Genomic DNA, 17594 nt, shown 5'->3' on the forward strand with positions numbered 1-17594 from the left:
TTAAAGGCAAAGGGGGCTGCTTTTTCTATTCGTGGGTGATTGTAATTAGGGTCAACTGGCTTTGGTTTAAAAAACGTATCGGAAGTCTTGTTGTTCCTACTCCACTGTCAATATACAAGTGCTGATTGGAGCCAAGTTGATACGTCCCTTTGTTAAGGCTTGGGAAAAATCCCTGGCCGGGTGCTACGAGTGCACCAATTAAAGGAAATCTGACCTGGCCGCCGTGTGTATGACCGCTCAGAATAAGGTCAGCCGGTATGGTGTCGTATTGCTTGACGATATCCGGGGCATGCGACAGCAAAATCGTATAGTACGCCTTATTTATATTACTGAAGGCTCCACTGAGGTTTTCATGTTCTGTTGAAAAATCGTCAACACCGGCTAAATTAATTGTGGAATGTTTTTTCGTGATGCAGGTGTTTCGATTGTTCAGGATGATAACTCCCCGCTTGCGAAGACTATTAAAAAATTCTTCGGTACGGCCATTTTCCCACTCGTGATTTCCGGATACGAAATAGACATGCTCATTGATGGCGGTCAACCGCTCGATCAATGAAAAAACTTGATCAAATGTCATGGTTCTTTTGTCAACCAGGTCGCCCGTCAGTACAATCAGGTCAGCGTTCGCGGCTTTGACCATGTTGATGAACCGCTCGTTGTCAGAGCCAAAAACATGATTATGCAGGTCACTGATCTGCAGTATGGTCAACGGGGAATTTGCCGATAGTTTAGGACTGCGGAATACGACCTTTTCCAGTTTAAAGTCATGCGTATCACGACGAATTCTAAGGAAACAAACGAAAAAGAATATCAAAGTTGAAAAGACTGCCAACAGCTTTTTCATGGGTGCACCACCTGAAATCAAAATAAGTCATCTAAGTTTAGCATGTTTTCATAATGGCAGGCAATAGCTGCTTTTTGCCGGGATGGGACAAGGGGTCAGACCCCTTGTCCCACTTTCACAGAAATGTCACGGCTAAGTGTGATGTACATCACTTGTCGGGTCCACTTACCGCTTTAACATAATCTATATAGGAAAATCTCCTAACCATATAAGCATGTAATCATCAATTTTGCTGGAGGGAATTGAATTGAGTCTTGATAAAGAAAAACTCGCAATTGTTAAGTCAACCGCACCAGTCTTAAAAGAGCACAGTACTGAAATTGGGAAGCATTTTTACGAATTGCTGTTTAAACGCGTACCGGAGCTCCGCAATGTATTTAACCAGACGAATCAGAAAAGAGGTTTGCAACAGGAAGCACTGGTCTACTCTGTTTATGCAGCCGGTGAGAATATCGACAGCTTGGAGAATATTGATCAGCTTGTTGAGCGTATTGCCGAAAAGCACGTGTCGCTCGGAGTCAAACCGGAACAATATCCGGTCGTTGGTGAAGCGCTCATTCAGGCTGTTCAGGATGTACTAGGTGATGCCGCGACAGATGACGTGATTGAAGCGTGGCAGGCTGCCTATGATTATATTGCTCATCTGTTTATTGATATCGAGAAGAAAAAATATACAGAAACAGAAAAGCAAGAAGGCGGCTGGATAGGATTCCGCGACTTTGTCGTTGCCGAAAAAATTCAAGAAACGGATGATGTGGTTTCATTTTATCTGAAACCTAAGGACGGCGGGCCAATAGCGTCCTATCAAGCAGGCCAGTATTTGACGCTCAAAGTCGATGTTGAAGGCGATTCCTATACACATATGCGTCAGTACAGTCTGTCCGGAGCATCCGGGAAAGACTTTTATAAGATTAGCGTTAAACGTGAAAAAGGAACTGGGCACGTGCCTGATGGGGTGGTTTCCAATTATTTGCATGACCACGCGGCAGAAGGTGACAAACTGGCATTTTCCGCTCCATCCGGCGACTTTACGATGACGAGTGAAGAAAATCCGGTCGTATTGCTCAGCGGCGGAATCGGGATGACACCGGTTGTCGGTATGCTTGAAACGATTGCCGAAAAAGACCCTGACCGCCCGGTAACATTTATCCACGCAACCCAAAACAGTTCGGCCCACGTGATGAAGGAGCATATTGAACAAATGGTCGCCGACCGCCCGAATGTTTCGTCGTTTGTCTGCTATGAAAGCCCAAGTGAAGCCGACCGGACCACCCAAAACTATGATAAGGAAGGTTATGTTGATCTTCCATGGCTCCAATCAATTCTGTCGTGCGGCAATAACGCAGATTTTTATTGCTGCGGCCCCGCCCCATTCATGAAAGCTGTCGACCAGGGGCTTAAAGACTGGGGTGTCTCCAACGGCAACCGGCATTATGAATTGTTTAATCCGGTAAGCATCCTAAAGGAAGCCTGATTTTTGGGACACGGGGTCAGACCCCGTGTCTGGGAAATTGAGCGTGATCAGCTTACGGATGAATTTTTAAATGAGTGGGACCAATGGTTGGCAGCCGGTAACGAAAGCCCTGATATGCATTACCTGAAAGACCGGAACCGGGGCATGATATTACTGCTGCTTGATAAAATACAGGAAACCGGAAGCAACAAATACATCCCGTATTTACGGGCATGGGAAAAGATTGATTACAAAAAGGTGCGGGCCAGGATCCGGGAGGTCATCCGGGACATTGAATCAGATGTCTCCGTCGACCAGCAAGCTGCAGCTGACCGGGCCGATTCAATCAACGAAGCAATGAAGGGGTTGGAACCGCATGATATCGATCTGAGATGTATCGAATGCGGCAACTATTTTACCTTTTCCGTTGGCGAGCAAAGATTTTATCAAAGAATGGGATTTGTTCATCCCAGACGGTGTCCATCCTGCCGGGAGCAAAGAGACCTGGAATTTTTATAAAAGCCTCCGTTCGGCCGGCGGGGATTTTGTTAGCATGCTGGCTGGATTTTTTCAAAAAGATTTTCAATGATTTGACAACGGTTTCAAAAACTTGTATGATTTATGGTGCACACCTCAACTTGCTTTCTGCATCGATAGTTCTTCTTTTCGCTTCTTATCCATTCTTCTGCCAGGCTTTCTATGGCATAAAACGGCGATCAACTTATTCTGTTTTCCTTTTACGCAATGACTTCAATTTGTCTGCCGCATGCTTTTCATTCAAACGAGTTATTACGTTTCACAAGACCAAAAAAAATTTCACTTCACCAGTCTCCCGGAACTCTGGAGACCCTGCCTATGTTTGTTTTTCACTTGATACATGCAACTAATTCTTGTTAATAAGGGGATGAAATATGGGACACGATATCAGTTCATTTAATAGAGCGGGACAGCAAATTGGCTATGTTCGTTTTACGATGGGAGATGTGAACGCCCCGTTATTTTATGATTTGCTTGACGCGAATGAGTATTATGCGGGTGTAAGCGGATCAGGAGAGGTGGCAATACTCCCTTTGGATCAGGTAAAAAAAGCTTTGAAAGCTTTTGACAGATGGAAAGCTAAGGATTTTGGCCATAAAGGTAATCAGGAGTTTTTATTGTGGCAGCGAAACGAGATACAGAAGTTTATGAACAGCTGTCTGGAAACGGCCCGAAAAGAAGGTACGGTTAAAGTATTTTTTGGCTAGACGGGCGGCAGTGATGGCTATTAAAAAAGAAGACAGGCAAAAAGCGGCAGGTAGTTGCTGAGCGGAAGTGGCTGTTAAAAGGGCTGGTAAGGGAAAATATGGATAAACATAAAAGTGGCGGGATGGGGTATGCAGAGGAGTATTGTTCAGATGTAAAGTTTAGTGGCAACACGTACTGTATGTTATTTAAGACAGACAGTAAAACCTACAAGATGATGCTCCGGAATTGTCATTAAAAAATCTCTATTGCGCAAACTAATATAAAAGCGTAATGGAGGTTTTTTAATGGACAAAAGCAACCAAACAAATGCGGAGGCAATCAGGGAACAGAGCCGCCGCTCAGGGATGTCGTATAATGAGGCTAAAGAATTTATAGCCCGAACGACAGGCGGGCGAGGTACGAATATTTATAGCAACACGGATGCTGAAGTGGTGAAAAGAAAAAACCAGGAATCGGAGAACAAGAAGGGATAAGACCCATCGAACCGGGATAGTCATGTAAGCAGATGGAATTCGATCGAGAGCGAGGGAAAAACGATCGAGCGGCACAGCAAATCGATCGAGATCATGCAAAATTCGATCGATTAACCAGAACTTCGATCGACCTGATCATAAAATCGGTCAAGCAAACAAAAAACGCCATGAAGCCGAAAAGCAGGCATGGCGTTTTTATATTAATTTTAGCGTTGTTCCAAACGTGCAATACGATCGTCAATGTCCGGATGGGATGAAAACAGCGACATCATTTTGCCTTTTCCGTTGATCTTCATGGTTTGGATGGCTGCATCATCTGTTCGATCATTCGCCTGAGAAATCGCTGTGCGGCTTTTCAGGGAACGGAGGGCATGGGCCATTTTGTCACGCCCGGCCAAATCTGCACCACCATGATCCGCACGATATTCCCGGTGTCGTGAATAGGCGCTGACCACAAGACTTCCAAGTATTGAGAACAATATTTGGAAAATAATAATCGCGGCAAAGCGGACGACTGTCTCCAGTTCAGAACGCACCAGACGCGATACGAGAATGGCTGCAACTCGTGATAAAAAGACGACGAATGTGTTGACGATACCCTGCAGCAGTGTCATGGTAACCATATCCCCGTTGGCAACGTGGGTGATTTCGTGGGCAATAACGCCTTCAACCGCGTTATCATCCATTTCATTCAGTAACCCGCTTGAAACCGCAACAAGCGAGCGTTTTTTGGTTGGACCTGTCGCAAATGCGTTCACTTCGCGGGATTGGTAGATGCCGACTTCAGGCATATGCATGAGGCCTGCTGCACGCGATAGCTTGTGAACTTTTTCAACAATGGCACGTTCCTGAGTGGAAAGCGCGCCGTTCGGATCAAGTACTTTGACCCGCATCATTTTTTGGCAATGAAGCGTGACATGCCCAGTGAGAGGAATGAGCCAATGAAGCCGACCAGCAGACTGAACACCATTAATGAACCATAGTTGATGCCCGCTAATCCGTCATCACCATTGATAAATGAACCACTGACCCCTGTAAATGAAACAATAATGGACCAGACAATGACGATGGTGGTTAATACCAGTATATTTGTCAGTAAAAAAAGAAATAACCGTTTAGCCATTTGTTTCCTCCTCAGATGCAAAGAATATGATTCTAGTATAGCATGTTTTAAGAGTGGAAGAGAAGTACAACATAATTTGTTTCAGGACGGCAGGGAAGAAATTTCAGGTATTTTTTGATAGTATAGTAGATTAAGTATGCTTCAGAAAACAGTTGAATCGATTTATGGCTTGGATTTATACGCTTTTATTATTGGTCATGCTGATGTGGGGGCTGAATGTATCTGCCATCAAAGTGCTGGTGGATGCGATTGATCCGATGCTCTTAACGGCATTTCAGTTGAATGACGGCAGGGGTTGCCGTTTTGGTGATTTGTGCCGTAATGGGGATTTTCCAGCTGTCATACAAGCATGAGTGGCTTGTCATTTTTTACATATCGATTTTTAATGTCAAGTTGCATCATTCATTCGTCGCGGTCGGTCTGTAGTATTTTTGGGGACCGGCGCTTGGGAATATGTGATGTTGAAACGGCGGGAAAGGAAGCCCGGCAGTCGGGTCTGATGTCGTTATGGTATAAAAAGGAGAAAATTGTTTTGCAGAAAGGAGTCGTGTATGTCTTTTCTGGCGCTTACACTTATTGTCATATCAGCGTTCATGCATGCCACCTGGAATTACCTGGCTAAACGGTCAGAAGGCGGGTATGCGTTTGTGTGGCTTTATATGATGATCACTCTGGTTGTTTTTGCCCCCTTTGTCATTGGTCTTTTGATTTTTCGCAACGTTCAGATTGGCTGGTTGGAACTTGGCTTCATGTTAGGGAGTGCACTTATTCATTTAGCTTATTCGTTATTGCTGCAAAAGGGCTATAAAGTGGGGGATTTTTCCCTTGTTTATCCCGTCTGCCGTGGGACAGGACCTTTAATTGTAACGATTGCCGCTGTGTTTATTTATGATGAAAAGCTGACAACAACCGGTGTCATCGGAATCGCACTGATTACCGGCAGTATCTTCGTGATTACGGGGGGCATGGAGGCAATTAGGAAAGCCAATACATTTATACCGCTTTTGTACGGGATGCTTATTGGCGTGATGATTGCTTCGTATACACTGTTGGACAAAGGGGCGGTCAGTGTTGCAATGATGTCACCGCTTATGCTGATCTATGGCAGTATCGTTGCACAGGCCATCATTTTGTCGCTGTTTGTTTTCCGGAGCTTTGAAGATGTACGTCATGAATGGCGTCATCATAAGAAAGAAGCAATTGGTGTCGGAATCCTCAATCAATTTGCATATGTACTTGTGTTAACGGCCATGACGTTTACACCCGTCAGCTATGTGGCACCGGTACGCGAAATGAGTATATTGATCGGTACCATCATGGGCACCCGGATGCTATCAGAGGGATTCGGTCCGCGCCGAATTGTCGCAGCTGGCACAATGGTCGCTGGTGTAATTGCCGTGGCCGTACAGTAGGTTGATGCGGGGGACATAGGGTCAGACCCCATGTCCCAATTCAATGCTCCGTATTCTGCCATGTTTTCCCGTCCATATTGTTGCGGGCAACCTCCTGAATTGATGAGAGCGGCCTGTTGTTTGTCCGTTTTTCATTATGCTCAGGGTATTGTTCGAATCCATTATCAATGACATCGTTTAAAATGGCGGGGTTTCCGGTTTCATTTTGCACGTTTTTAGTATGCTGATTCAATTGGTCATTATTCCTCATGATAAGATACCCACCTCCATACCTATTGTTCTCGGTAGCTTCCCCTGTTTTTATCTTTCTATACGTTGAGGCAGAGAATTCGCTTTCGGGTCAAGGCTCAGACTTTTTTTCGGAAAAAAGGGTTTTGTATTTTTGTGTAGAATACATAAAGGGGAGAATGCTTTCCGCGAGGACCATTCATTTCTAATTATAATCTTCGACAGACAAATTTACTGCCTTCTCCAGGCAGGTCTTTCCTTACCTTTTTTTACCCGTTACTTTGGTTAACACCTTTATTTCGAACTCATCTTTAGCTTTATAAAATTATGGGACAAAGGGTTGGTGGGACAAAGGGTCAGACCCCGTGTCCCGCGAAGGAGGTGAATCTATGGCCAGAAAACTGCGAAAGAGGAGTGTTAATGGGATATACCATATTATGTTGCGCGGCATTAATCGGCAGGTGATTTTTGAAGATCGGGAGGACAGGATTAAGCTGCTGGGAACTATCGGAAAATGTAAGGCCGTGAGTAAGTTTGAGCTATATGCTTATTGTTTGATGGACAACCATGTGCATTTATTGATCAAAGAAAAAGAGGAGAGCATATCAAAAGTAGTTCAGCGGATCAGCACGGGTTATGTTCTATGGTATAACGATAAATATGAACGCAGCGGCCACTTATTTCAGGATCGTTTTAAAAGTGAAACGATCGAGTATATTCCAGGTTTTATGAGAGTTCTCCGATATATACACCAAAATCCTGTCAAGGCTGGTATGGTAAGCGATATAGGCGAGTTTCAATGGACAAGCTTCCACGAATATTCTGGATATCCTACACTGGTTGACACGGAATTCAGCCTTCAATTATTTTCCCCTGAAAAGAATAGAGCCCTCGAATTGTTTTTAGAATATATGCGGGCAGCAAACAATGATGAATTCCTGGAAGATACCCCTAAATTAAAAATACCAGACCAAAATGTCCTGAACCGTCTTGAAAAGCTGGGGATACCATCCAGAAGCAAGATACAGCAGATGGAGAAAGGGGAAAGGGATGCGCTTATACTTGAATTGAAGAAATTAAACGGCGTTACAATCAGACAACTTGCCAGAGTGACGGGAATTTCCAAAAGTGTTATAGGAAGGATACACTAGACTGGTGGGACAGAGGGTCTGACCCTCTGTCCCACCCCATGTGAGTCGGGAGTGCGTCACATTGCCTTCAACAGCAACCTTTTTAACAGCGGTGCAAAATGTTCGGGAAGGTCTGCCACGGTTGGAATCATGATGCGTTCACGGCCGTAAATGTTGCGCATCAGTTCATTGTCTTGTTCGCTGACATCGCCTTCTGCCAGAAACATGCCGACCACGTCAATGCCCCTTTTGCGGGTTTCAGAGACAGCGAGATTCGTGTCGATGATGCCATTCTCAGTGTAGTTGGATGCGGCCGGTTCGCCGTCCGAGAAGACAAGCAGGAAGCGGTTCTTTTCACTGCGGGCTTCCAGTTCTTCAGCGGCGACACGGATGCTATAGCCGTCGCGATTATCCTCTTGTGCTTCCAGCTGCATAATGTTGGCGCCGTGATTGTGATAAAGTGAATCACTGAACGAATGGATTTTATGAAAATAATTGGGCTGGTACTGATCTTTTACTGCTGTTGCTTCTTCCCAGAAACCGATAATGGCATGTGGGATGTTCAGGTCTTTCAGCACTTCATGGAACAGAACAATCCCTTTTTTAGTCTCTTTCATTTTGTTCAGCATCGAAGCAGAGCAATCAACCAAAAGTGTGAAAGCGGCATCCACTTCTTTTGATTCCTCATCTTTTTTGTGAAAAAGACGTGGGAATTCCTCGGTTGCAACAGCGGTCAATTTTTTCGACAAACGCCCGGTGGTCAAATCATGCCGGGGCGATTGCCGCTTGTGTTCCAGCATTTTTTCAATGGTTTTCGAAAGCCTGCGCTGGTATGGCGCGATTTCCTCAGTGTATTCCCGATACAATGCTTCATCCGCATCGGTTGGTGGTTCGGCATGTTTGACCTCTTTAACGGCATTCTGGTTTTCCCGGCCATAAGCACTACCGACAGATTTATTGTTCTGGCTGTCTTGCTGTTTGTCCATGGCTTTCATATCGGAATAATCATTTTGCTCGCTTTGCCCTGATGAACCCTGCATAGCGGCCATGGCCTGATCGCCTTCCTCGGTTTCGCGTGCCCCTTCACCCATCAGGCTTGAGCGCGTCCCTTGTTCTAATTCGAACTGCATAAAATTTTGCTTTCTGTCGGCATTTTCGTTTTCACCGTGCCAAGTGGAGAACTGCTCCTCGAATGCTTCGCTGTCTTCCTCACTGACATCTTCCTCAAGGCTTTCGTTGGCCAGCGGGTCAGTGCGTGTCAGTTCATCAAAGGCATTTTTCGCCGTATAGCTGGAAAGATTGGCGATCGGAAAAATAAAATAATCATGCATCATATCGGTATAGTCATTTTCCAGCCCCAGCCGAAAGACCGTTTGTTCAACAACTCGGGCTATATCTTTTGTTTGATCGGCCTCAAATAATTGGAAAAGAATCGGCTTCAGCGCGTTCAGTTGCTCCACTTGTCTGTCATGGGCTGCTGAAAAGGAAGGGTCGGGTGTATCGGCCTGGATTAGTAAATAAATCAGACAGTACAATTCATCGAGGTAGAGGCTCCGCGTCACGTTTGCTTCCAGCTGTTGCGTAAAATACTTTCTTAAATAATCCCGGCGAATAGAAAATAATCCCGTCGTTCCAGGTCGTTCCTGTTTAACGATTTCCTCCAGACGAATATTTTCAAACAATGTAAATAATTGCCCGGCAAACTTCGGGAGGCCTGATGCTGGCTGATCTTCCATAAATCGCTGCATTGTCTGGATATCGGAATAATGCAGTGTACCAATCGTCCGAAGCAGGATATCCGTCTTAAGCCCTGCTTCTCTTGCGTGGGCATTCCCAATTCCCCAATTAGCACTTGCGGTTATTTTAAAATGTTCGTTATCAATCGCTGATCCAAAAGTATAGTCAAATTTCAAGTCAGGGATACCTGACAGGACAGATGCCATGTCTTGCAGCTGTAGGTATAGACCAGTATCGATATTAGATTCACGAAATCGAAACATGGTAATTCTCCTATCCAAGTGATGTTAGCTATCGCGCTTAGGCAAACAGCGTCTCAGCCATGGTCATCACGAATTTCTTTTCACGATCCTCATCCATCTTATCCGCAATCGCCCGGCGAATAGCCCGCTTTGGCGGGATCATGGCGCTCAAGTCACAAGCGTCAATCAACGCACGGATTGAGGCGGCGTCTTCAGCTAGCTTCCCTTGGCTGACCGCCTGAATAAGATCAGCGGAAAGCTGTACGAATAGATCAATGGTGCGTTCATCATCCAGATGGCTGGTCTCCTGAATCAGCTGCTTCAATTGATCTCCCTGTAGATAAGGGATGTCAATTACGACAAAGCGGTTTTTCAGTGCTTCGTTCAGCGGAACCGTTCCGACATAGCCTTCATTGATCGCAGCAACCACACCAAAGCCATCTTTGGCGGTGATGATTTCTTCGGTGAACGGATTGGTGATGGTGCGCCGATAGTCCAGTACGCCATTAATGAGCGGCAGTGTTTCCGGTTTGGCCATATTAATTTCATCGATATATAGAAATGTTCCGTGCTTCATCGAATTGGTGACAGGGCCGGGCACAAAGTCGATAATCTGTTTATCACCCTCATAGTCGAGTGTTTTAAACCCCATCAGGCTTTCCGCGTCCAGATCGACTGAGCAGTTCACATTAAACATCGGTTGGTTAAACATATTGGACAGTGTTTCGGCAAACCGTGTTTTACCCGAACCGGTTGGGCCTTTCAGTAGTACATTTTTCCCCATACTTAAAGCTGTGACGGCATCAATCAGCAGATCTTCTTCAGGCGGGACATAACCGCCCTCCCGGATGAGATCGCTGAATTCATTATTGTGATGGTTATTTCGATTCTCATTGATTAAACGCCTGATTGACTCAGGCAGCAGGCTTAATTGTGTCATATTGTGCTCCTTTCACTAGCTATTGTAACCCCTGTAGTGTTGGGAAGAAAGCTGTAGGCATGGATGATAAAAGATGAATCCGGCAGTGTCTGTCCGCATAACAGAAGAAATTTTTTGCGACAGCGACACATGATTGCGCGTCTATGCCGATTTCATGGGACGCTACCCTGAAAACGCACGACACCCAACACTTGAATATATTTCACTAAAATGGATTGTCCAATCGCTAAAACAAAGGAAGGCGCCCTGCTTTACAATCGAATGAGGCACCTTCCTTTCGTCTATCTTATTTGTTCATTTTCTGGATTCCGTTCAGTATACCAAATAAATTTATTGGTGTATCCATAAATAATCACAAGAATGATCGCGGCGAAATTTAACCACATGTAAGGCAAATATTGCAATACAGGGACCCCGAACATAGCGGCCATGAATATGCCGTTGTCAGACCATGGCACCATCCCTGACGTTAACGTACCACCCACTTCGGTATTTCGTGAAAGAATCCGCCTGTCAACGTTTAATCGATCATAGCTTTTTTCCATGATCTTCGGTGTTAAGATTAACGAAACGTACATGGCACAACCAAAAACGTTGGACAGAAATCCTGTCAAAAGTGTCGAAACAGATAAACGGCCGGTATTTTTAATAAATTTTTTAAAGGAATCAACAAGGACCTGCAATGCGCCGATATAATTCAGCAAGCCGCCAAATCCAAGCCCGAGAATAATGACCATGACAGATCCAACCATGCTGGTAATGCCGCCGCGGTTTAGAAGTTCATCCATAAACTCATTACCGGATTGAAGGCTAAACCCTTCATAAGCGGTACCTAATGCTGAGATGAAGTCCATATTTTGAAAGATGAAAGCCCAAACGGCGCCAAGCAAAGCCCCAAAGGCAATCGTTGGTATGGCGGGTTTTTTCATGGCCAATAAAACGATGACCACAAGAGCAGGGATTAACATGATCCAGCTGATATGAAAGGTATTGCCGATGGCTGTCATGATGGATTCCACTCTGCTTAAGTCTGTATTATCTGCTGTGTAGGAAAAACCGACAATTGTAAAAGCGATTCCGCTGATGATTAAGGCAGGGATACTGACAAAAAGCAGCGACTTGATATGCTCAACAATGTTAACTTTAGTCATCGAAGCTGTCAGAACAGTGCTGTCAGATAACGGTGACAGCTTATCGCCAAAGTAGGCACCTGATAAAACGGCACCGACCACCATCGGCAACGGAATACCCAATCCTTCCCCGACACCGACCATTGCGATTCCAGCTGTCCCGGCTGTTCCCCAGGACGTACCTGTTGCGAGCGAGGTAATGGCACAGAGAATGACCGTCGCTAATAAAAATATGCTGGGATGAATAAACTCCAACCCGTAATAGATGATGCTTGGCACTATACCGCCTGCAATCCAGGTGCCGATCAGCGCACCGACAGCAATTAAAATTAAAACGGCTTCAAGGCCATTAAATATGCCATTTTTCAGCGCTTCCTGTAAATCATTGTATGTATATCCCAACCTCAGCCCCAGCATAATGACCAAAAATAATGCGATAAATAAAGCCAATTGAATGGATAAATCAAAAATACCGGTAAATGAAAAAGCAATCGCCAGGAATAACGCAAGTAATAGAAGAACCTCTAAAATAGTCGGATTTCGCCCATGACTTTCATGATTGTGATTCATTTCCACTCTCCTCTCCGGAATTTAAAATGGACAGACGGATCTCGTGGAGTCTTGTTTTAGTGTATGACAAAAGTGATATCAGCATGACGGTTTACAGCGTTTTGTTGGCGAAAGTTATGAAGCAGGTATTTTAAAAACGTCAATAAATCGGACAAATAAGGCCACTGACTTTTAACAAATTTTTTCATAATTTGAAGGACCACGGGGAAAATAAGCGCGAGAACCGACGAACATAAGGAGGAAAGCTATATGTCAGAGCAAAATAAGAACCGTAATAAGGATAAAAACACCCAAAACAATAAAAACAGATTCAACAAGCAAAAACCGGATCCCGATGTGGAATTTGCTGAAGACCGGGAATTTCTCAATTTGGATAATAAGCGGAACAAGCGGCATCGTCCGAAGTAGTTCGTTTGATGCCGAATGCTGCTGGTCCGGGCAACCGGCAGCTCTTTTCAATTTCCCGAAATCGTATTTGGCTTCGTTGGGGTCTGGTATTTCCTTGTTTTGTGTAGCGAAAAATGATCTTTTGCCAGATTGAAAGCCTCATAAAATGCCATTTCTTGCTTTTTACTTTCATATAAAAGTGGTTTATCATAATCGTGACCTGACTAGCTACTGGCAGTATTTGACTGGTGAAGAGCAGGTTGATCATTTATAATAGGAATAATAGAGTAGAAGAAACAGGAGGTGAAACAGATAATGGAAAAATCGGAACTGCAGCAAATTCTGGGTGCTCTGCAGGACTTTTCGGGAAAAATCAATGAACAATTGCAGCAGATGGAAGAGCGTATGAATGAGCGTTTTGAACAGGTTGATAAACGTTTCGACCAAATGGATGAGCGTTTCGAGCGCCTTGAAGCAAAGGTCGGCGGCATAAGGGCCGAAGTCAATGAAACGCAGGAAACGGTTGACTTTTTATCCACTAAAAGTGTACAGCATGAAAAGAAGCTTCGGCATGCTTGAAGTTCGCTACCGGATTATCGTAAAAAGAGGGTTCGGAAAATGCTGACTCCCTGAACCCCCGGACCTTTTATAGGCTCTGGTTTGCTTTTATCACCCGCTATTTCATTTTCCAATAATCCCGCTGAAAAAGATGCATCATAACACCATCATGATACTCTCCATTGATAAAGAAATGTTCCACCATATCACCTTCAGCCCGAAAGCCGACTTTTTCATAAACATGTCTGCCTTTTTTATTGGCTTTGGCGACAATTAAGTATAGTTTATGCAGATTCAGCACAGAAAACGCATAATCCGCCGCCAATTTAGTTGCCGTACCCGCATACCCGTTACCTTGATGCGCGGGATCAATTATGATGGCAAATTCCGCATTCCGATGCCGCTGTTCGATTTCATAAAGCGCCACAAAACCCAGAGGCTCATCATCATTGGTTAAAATGAATTCACGGTTTCTTGGATTATCCTTGTCTTTATCATAGCTTTCTTTCAATTGCTCCATGGACATGTAAGATTCACTGAACCAGTAATTCATAACATCCGGATTGTTGAATAATTTGTGCAAAAATATTAAATCATCCTTCTCCAGTGCGCGGAGCCGCAGTTCGTTTGCCATGTTGTCAGTTCTCCTTTAATTGTTCTTCAGCATCTGTCTATCCTACCAGAAATCATGCGGCCAGTCACCCGTGTTGATTCGGAAGCAAATTTGAATCGCTGTAATCTCCCATTTTATTTTTTAGTGTAGGTTGTAGTATAATAGAATTATCAACATGAAGTCTATTTGGGTAATTGTGTATGCACTTACAATACATTTAATGTAAATTAAGCCAAGGGAGTTTTCAGCATGGCAAAGGTGACACGGGATTTTTTCATTGGACTTTCCAATAATCGATTTTTAAATACCCAGGCGAAAAAATGGGGCTTTTCGCTTGGTGCCGATAAATTTGTGGCTGGAACAACTGTTGAAAGTGTTATGAAAGCGGTTAAACAATTGAACCGGCAAGGCATTAGCTGTACGCTTGACAATCTTGGTGAATTTGTTTCAGACAAAACGGAAGCGGGTCAGGCTAAGGATAAAATTATAACTCTGCTTGATACGATTCATAGGGAAAATGTGGATTGTCACATAACGGTGAAGTTAACCCAGCTTGGACTGGATATTGATCAGGATTATTGCATCGGAAATATGAAAGCGATTCTCAACACCGCACAACAATACGGCACGTTCGTCAACATTGATATGGAAGACTACTCACATTATGAACAGACACTCGAGGTGCTGCATGCTCTTCGTGACCATTATAATAACGTCGGAACCGTCATTCAGTCGTATCTTTATCGGGCGGAAGACGATTTGGCTGACTTGAAAGATGTGCGAATCAGACTTGTTAAAGGTGCGTATAAAGAAAGTGAAGATGTGGCCTATCCCGATAAGCAGGATATCGATCAAAACTTTCTGAAGCTTGCCAAACAAAGACTGCTTGGTGATACGTTCACGTCGATCGGAACGCATGATCATCATATTATTAATGAATTGAAAGCGTTTGTTCAAGAACATCATATTGATAACGATACATTCGAATTCCAGATGCTTTACGGCTTCCGGAACGATTTGCAGCACAAGTTGGCGGATGAAGGCTACCATTTCTGTACGTATATTCCGTTCGGGGATGACTGGTTCGGTTATTTCATGCGTCGTTTGGCTGAACGTCCGCAAAATATCAATCTGGTTGTGAAAGATATGTTTTACACTGAAGACAATAAACTAAAAAAAGGTCCGATTGTTGCCGGGGCAGCAGTGGCTTCCGCAATCGCTTTATGGCAAATTAGAGCAAACCGGGATAAGAAAGGTGATTGAATAACATGCAAAGTCATTCAAACGCCTAGCGAGCGAATAATTTAACTGGGCAGAACACTGGGTTTAGAACCGCTGTAAATTGAAAAAACACCCCGAATGCTATACACAATTGCCTTATGGGGTGTCTATCATGAAATTCAATTATTCCACTGCTGCAAACCCTTGCTTAAGATCTTCAATTAAATCATCGGCATGCTCAATCCCTACTGACAGTCGCAGCAGTTCGTTGGTTAGACCGTATGACTTGCGGACGTCTTCTGGAATTTCGGCGTGCGTCTGTGTTGCAGGATAGGTAATTAAGCTTTCCACGCCCCCAAGACTTTCAGCAAAAGTGAACAGACTTAATGCCTGAAGGAACGGGACGACCCGTGTTTCATCTTTTAGCAAAAAGCTTAGCATGCCACCTTTGCCCGGGTATAGAACGTTTTTCACGAGCGGCTGGGATTCCAGATATGTCTTAACCTGGCTGGCATTATCTTCGTGCTGGCGCATGCGTAGCGGCAGTGTTTTCATGCCTCGCATCAAGAGCCAGCAGTCGAATGGTGACAGTGTTGAACCGATTGAATTGTGGATATAGTCCAGTTCTTTACTTAACTTTTCCCCTTTAGAAACAACCACACCGGCCAGCACGTCATTATGTCCGGCAAGGTACTTGGTGGCGCTGTGGATCACGATGTCGGCCCCGTCAGCAATCGGTTTCTGAAGATAAGGCGTATAGACCGTGTTGTCGACGATGAAAAGCAGGTTATGCGCTTTGGCAACACGTGATACAGCGGTCATATCAATATTTGTCATGAGCGGATTCGTCGGTGTTTCGATAAAAATCGCTTTCGTTTCAGGCTTGATTTGCTCGGCCAGTTCGCGCTCATCGCTGCCGCTCCAATAAGTGAATTGAAAGCCCTGCTTTTGCTCGAGCATTTCAAAATAGCGATAGGACCCACCGTAGACATCACGGCATGTAATGATATGATCACCGCTTGCAAATAGGGAAAAGACAAGCTGAATGGCACTCATTCCAGAGGTGGTGGCAAAAGCCTTGTCGCCGCTTTCGAGTTTGGCCATCGCCTCTTCAAGCACATCCCGTGTCGGATTGCCGGTGCGGGTATAATCGTAGCCGTGACCATGCCCGATCTCGTTGTGTCTATAGGATGTTGATAAATAAATGGGTGTGCTGATCGCCTTTAATGATTCTTGTTTTTGGTTGCCGATTTGGGCAAAAACCGTTTCATTGTGATGTTGTTGACAGGACATGATATCTCTCCTCCGAATTAGATGTTTAATGGCGCACAACTAAAAACCCTCTTCCGGATAAGAAGAGGGTAACAAAAAATTACCATCATCTTCTTATCTTCTAAGCTTGGCGCTTACTGGAATTGGCACAGTACTATGACAGTCTGTTGCCGAGGTTTCACAGGGCCAGTCCCTCCACCTCTCTGGATAAGAAAAACAGTCGCTATGTAATTGAATAATAATTATTAATTTACAGGTGATTTTAACGGATGTCAACATGTTTTTCAGTTTTGTTTAATAAACTGTCATAGCGGGCAGTTACTGAAATTGAGACCTTAGACCCACAAATTGCCGTCTTAATTATGCTAAACTATTGAATTAGGTCTTTCGCCATGATTATGACAAAATAGAGTGAATAAAGGGGGATATACGTGGAAGAAGAAAGTATTTTAATTGGTTTATTGATTGGGCTGGGTGTCTTTTTGTTGATATTTGGTGTCATTGCAGTTATTTTCTATGTGCTACAAGCGATTGGCTTATTTAAAATAGCCAAACAAGAAGGATACGAAGATAAAGCCTGGATGGCCTGGGTACCCATTGTTAACTATTTTCTCTTAACATTATTGGTGGAGAATGATGTTCACGCATCCATGAGAGGAAAATTCACATTGATATATGGCATTACGATAGCGGCAACCATACTGCTTAACTGGTTCATTCCGCCAATAGGCATTTTACCGTTGATCGTCATCGTTTACGGATTTTATTTCCTGGCGGAGCGATACTCCACAAATGCGGTTGCACATGTTGTGATAGCGGCAATAACCTTAAGCGCAACCATACCGATACAAGTATTTCTGTTCCGCAATAGAGAACCGGTGAACTAGATTCATCGTGATGGGATCGGGATAAATACAGATCTCATTGCAGTGATGGCTCATTGGTTATTGAAAACGCTAACGTAATGTGCTAAGATAACATTACAATCTATGAAAGTAGTCCATTCTGCAATGGTC

Annotated in this window: 18 protein-coding genes, 1 pseudogene and 1 riboswitch; of the genes and pseudogenes, 11 read left to right on the plus strand and 8 right to left on the minus strand. The window is 44.2% G+C overall.

Going from position 1 to position 17594, the window contains the following annotated elements; all coding sequences use genetic code 11:
- Positions 1 to 25 precede the first annotated feature (25 nt).
- Entirely contained in the window at positions 26 to 844 is an 819-nt protein-coding gene (locus E4U82_RS02535) for a metallophosphoesterase (RefSeq protein WP_135108471.1), read from the minus strand.
- Between the two features lie 247 nt (positions 845 to 1091).
- Between E4U82_RS02535 and hmpA the strand changes: the two genes are divergently transcribed.
- The 4 genes from hmpA to E4U82_RS02555 all read left to right on the plus strand — a co-directional run bounded on the left by hmpA (position 1092) and on the right by E4U82_RS02555 (position 4015).
- Positions 1092 to 2318, plus strand: a complete 1227-nt coding sequence (hmpA, locus tag E4U82_RS02540; RefSeq protein ID WP_135108472.1) for an NO-inducible flavohemoprotein — start codon at positions 1092 to 1094, stop codon at positions 2316 to 2318.
- A 3-nt stretch (positions 2319 to 2321) separates the two neighbouring features.
- On the plus strand, positions 2322 to 2816 hold the full coding sequence (locus E4U82_RS02545) for a zinc-ribbon domain containing protein (protein WP_245183503.1): 495 nt from the start codon (positions 2322 to 2324) through the stop codon (positions 2814 to 2816).
- A 392-nt stretch (positions 2817 to 3208) separates the two neighbouring features.
- Positions 3209 to 3541 (plus strand): hypothetical protein, encoded by a 333-nt coding sequence (locus E4U82_RS02550; RefSeq protein ID WP_135108473.1) that lies wholly within the window; start codon positions 3209 to 3211, stop codon positions 3539 to 3541.
- Positions 3542 to 3826: 285 nt separating this feature from the next.
- A complete protein-coding gene (locus E4U82_RS02555; protein WP_135108474.1) occupies positions 3827 to 4015 on the plus strand; it encodes a hypothetical protein in 189 nt (62 codons plus the stop codon).
- Between the two features lie 206 nt (positions 4016 to 4221).
- Here the strand turns inward: E4U82_RS02555 and htpX are convergent.
- A pseudogene (htpX, locus tag E4U82_RS02560) lies at positions 4222 to 5138 on the minus strand (protease HtpX).
- 164 nt (positions 5139 to 5302) lie between these two features.
- Here htpX and E4U82_RS02565 point away from each other — a divergent pair.
- Together E4U82_RS02565 and E4U82_RS02570 are read left to right on the plus strand one after the other, a co-directional pair.
- Positions 5303 to 5491 carry a hypothetical protein gene (locus E4U82_RS02565; protein ID WP_209300530.1) on the plus strand — a complete coding sequence of 63 codons (189 nt, stop codon included), beginning with the start codon at positions 5303 to 5305 and terminating at the stop codon, positions 5489 to 5491.
- Positions 5492 to 5689: 198 nt separating this feature from the next.
- The gene (locus tag E4U82_RS02570; RefSeq protein WP_135108475.1) at positions 5690 to 6550 is read left to right on the plus strand and encodes an EamA family transporter; all 861 of its coding nucleotides are present in this window, start codon (positions 5690 to 5692) and stop codon (positions 6548 to 6550) included.
- A 40-nt stretch (positions 6551 to 6590) separates the two neighbouring features.
- Here E4U82_RS02570 and E4U82_RS02575 read toward each other — a convergent pair whose 3' ends face one another.
- Positions 6591 to 6800, minus strand: a complete 210-nt coding sequence (locus E4U82_RS02575; RefSeq protein ID WP_135108476.1) for a hypothetical protein — start codon at positions 6798 to 6800, stop codon at positions 6591 to 6593.
- Between the two features lie 367 nt (positions 6801 to 7167).
- On the opposite strand from E4U82_RS02575, the gene E4U82_RS02580 reads away from it, so the two are divergent.
- Entirely contained in the window at positions 7168 to 7929 is a 762-nt protein-coding gene (locus E4U82_RS02580) for a transposase (RefSeq protein WP_135108477.1), read from the plus strand.
- Between the two features lie 56 nt (positions 7930 to 7985).
- On the opposite strand, the gene E4U82_RS02585 is transcribed toward E4U82_RS02580, so the two are convergent.
- From E4U82_RS02585 to nhaC, 3 genes are all read right to left on the minus strand, one after another.
- A complete protein-coding gene (locus E4U82_RS02585; protein ID WP_135108478.1) occupies positions 7986 to 9908 on the minus strand; it encodes a vWA domain-containing protein in 1923 nt (640 codons plus the stop codon).
- Positions 9909 to 9945: 37 nt separating this feature from the next.
- The gene (locus E4U82_RS02590) at positions 9946 to 10827 is read right to left on the minus strand and encodes an ATP-binding protein (RefSeq protein WP_135108479.1); all 882 of its coding nucleotides are present in this window, start codon (positions 10825 to 10827) and stop codon (positions 9946 to 9948) included.
- Positions 10828 to 11108: 281 nt separating this feature from the next.
- Complete coding sequence (gene nhaC / locus E4U82_RS02595) at positions 11109 to 12527, minus strand: Na+/H+ antiporter NhaC (RefSeq protein ID WP_135108480.1); 1419 nt, start codon at positions 12525 to 12527, stop codon at positions 11109 to 11111.
- A 249-nt stretch (positions 12528 to 12776) separates the two neighbouring features.
- On the opposite strand from nhaC, the gene E4U82_RS19745 reads away from it, so the two are divergent.
- Together E4U82_RS19745 and E4U82_RS02600 are read left to right on the plus strand one after the other, a co-directional pair.
- Positions 12777 to 12935 carry a hypothetical protein gene (locus E4U82_RS19745; RefSeq protein WP_167751301.1) on the plus strand — a complete coding sequence of 53 codons (159 nt, stop codon included), beginning with the start codon at positions 12777 to 12779 and terminating at the stop codon, positions 12933 to 12935.
- Positions 12936 to 13229: 294 nt separating this feature from the next.
- The gene (locus E4U82_RS02600; RefSeq protein WP_135108481.1) at positions 13230 to 13493 is read left to right on the plus strand and encodes a hypothetical protein; all 264 of its coding nucleotides are present in this window, start codon (positions 13230 to 13232) and stop codon (positions 13491 to 13493) included.
- A 97-nt stretch (positions 13494 to 13590) separates the two neighbouring features.
- Here the strand turns inward: E4U82_RS02600 and E4U82_RS02605 are convergent, their stop codons facing one another.
- Positions 13591 to 14106, minus strand: a complete 516-nt coding sequence (locus E4U82_RS02605; protein ID WP_135108482.1) for a GNAT family N-acetyltransferase — start codon at positions 14104 to 14106, stop codon at positions 13591 to 13593.
- A gap of 228 nt (positions 14107 to 14334) precedes the next feature.
- Here E4U82_RS02605 and E4U82_RS02610 point away from each other — a divergent pair, with 228 nt between their 5' ends.
- Positions 14335 to 15348, plus strand: coding sequence for a proline dehydrogenase family protein (locus E4U82_RS02610; protein ID WP_135108483.1), 1014 nt, complete (start codon positions 14335 to 14337; stop codon positions 15346 to 15348).
- 141 nt (positions 15349 to 15489) lie between these two features.
- Here E4U82_RS02610 and E4U82_RS02615 read toward each other — a convergent pair whose 3' ends face one another.
- Entirely contained in the window at positions 15490 to 16599 is a 1110-nt protein-coding gene (locus E4U82_RS02615; protein WP_135108484.1) for an aminotransferase class I/II-fold pyridoxal phosphate-dependent enzyme, read from the minus strand.
- Between the two features lie 90 nt (positions 16600 to 16689).
- Positions 16690 to 16792: riboswitch (SAM riboswitch) on the minus strand.
- Positions 16793 to 17009: 217 nt separating this feature from the next.
- On the opposite strand from E4U82_RS02615, the gene E4U82_RS02620 reads away from it, so the two are divergent.
- Positions 17010 to 17465 (plus strand): hypothetical protein, encoded by a 456-nt coding sequence (locus tag E4U82_RS02620; protein WP_135108485.1) that lies wholly within the window; start codon positions 17010 to 17012, stop codon positions 17463 to 17465.
- Positions 17466 to 17594: the final 129 nt, after the last annotated feature.

Source organism: Lentibacillus salicampi (assembly GCF_004565465.1).
Lineage (GTDB): Bacteria > Bacillota > Bacilli > Bacillales > Amphibacillaceae > Lentibacillus > Lentibacillus salicampi.

Excerpts from the sequence above, each read along its gene's own strand:
- E4U82_RS02535 (WP_135108471.1), bottom strand. The coding sequence starts at position 844 with ATGAAAAAGCTGTTGGCAGTCTTTTCAACTTTGATATTCTTTTTCGTT.
- E4U82_RS02550 (WP_135108473.1), top strand. The coding sequence starts at position 3,209 with ATGGGACACGATATCAGTTCATTTAATAGAGCGGGACAGCAAATTGGC.
- E4U82_RS02555 (WP_135108474.1), top strand. The coding sequence starts at position 3,827 with ATGGACAAAAGCAACCAAACAAATGCGGAGGCAATCAGGGAACAGAGC.
- E4U82_RS02565 (WP_209300530.1), top strand. The coding sequence starts at position 5,303 with ATGGCTTGGATTTATACGCTTTTATTATTGGTCATGCTGATGTGGGGG.
- E4U82_RS02570 (WP_135108475.1), top strand. The coding sequence starts at position 5,690 with ATGTCTTTTCTGGCGCTTACACTTATTGTCATATCAGCGTTCATGCAT.
- E4U82_RS02575 (WP_135108476.1), bottom strand. The coding sequence starts at position 6,800 with ATGAGGAATAATGACCAATTGAATCAGCATACTAAAAACGTGCAAAAT.
- E4U82_RS02580 (WP_135108477.1), top strand. The coding sequence starts at position 7,168 with ATGGCCAGAAAACTGCGAAAGAGGAGTGTTAATGGGATATACCATATT.
- E4U82_RS02585 (WP_135108478.1), bottom strand. The coding sequence starts at position 9,908 with ATGTTTCGATTTCGTGAATCTAATATCGATACTGGTCTATACCTACAG.
- E4U82_RS02590 (WP_135108479.1), bottom strand. The coding sequence starts at position 10,827 with ATGACACAATTAAGCCTGCTGCCTGAGTCAATCAGGCGTTTAATCAAT.
- nhaC (WP_135108480.1), bottom strand. The coding sequence starts at position 12,527 with ATGAATCACAATCATGAAAGTCATGGGCGAAATCCGACTATTTTAGAG.
- E4U82_RS19745 (WP_167751301.1), top strand. The coding sequence starts at position 12,777 with ATGTCAGAGCAAAATAAGAACCGTAATAAGGATAAAAACACCCAAAAC.
- E4U82_RS02600 (WP_135108481.1), top strand. The coding sequence starts at position 13,230 with ATGGAAAAATCGGAACTGCAGCAAATTCTGGGTGCTCTGCAGGACTTT.
- E4U82_RS02605 (WP_135108482.1), bottom strand. The coding sequence starts at position 14,106 with ATGGCAAACGAACTGCGGCTCCGCGCACTGGAGAAGGATGATTTAATA.
- E4U82_RS02610 (WP_135108483.1), top strand. The coding sequence starts at position 14,335 with ATGGCAAAGGTGACACGGGATTTTTTCATTGGACTTTCCAATAATCGA.
- E4U82_RS02615 (WP_135108484.1), bottom strand. The coding sequence starts at position 16,599 with ATGTCCTGTCAACAACATCACAATGAAACGGTTTTTGCCCAAATCGGC.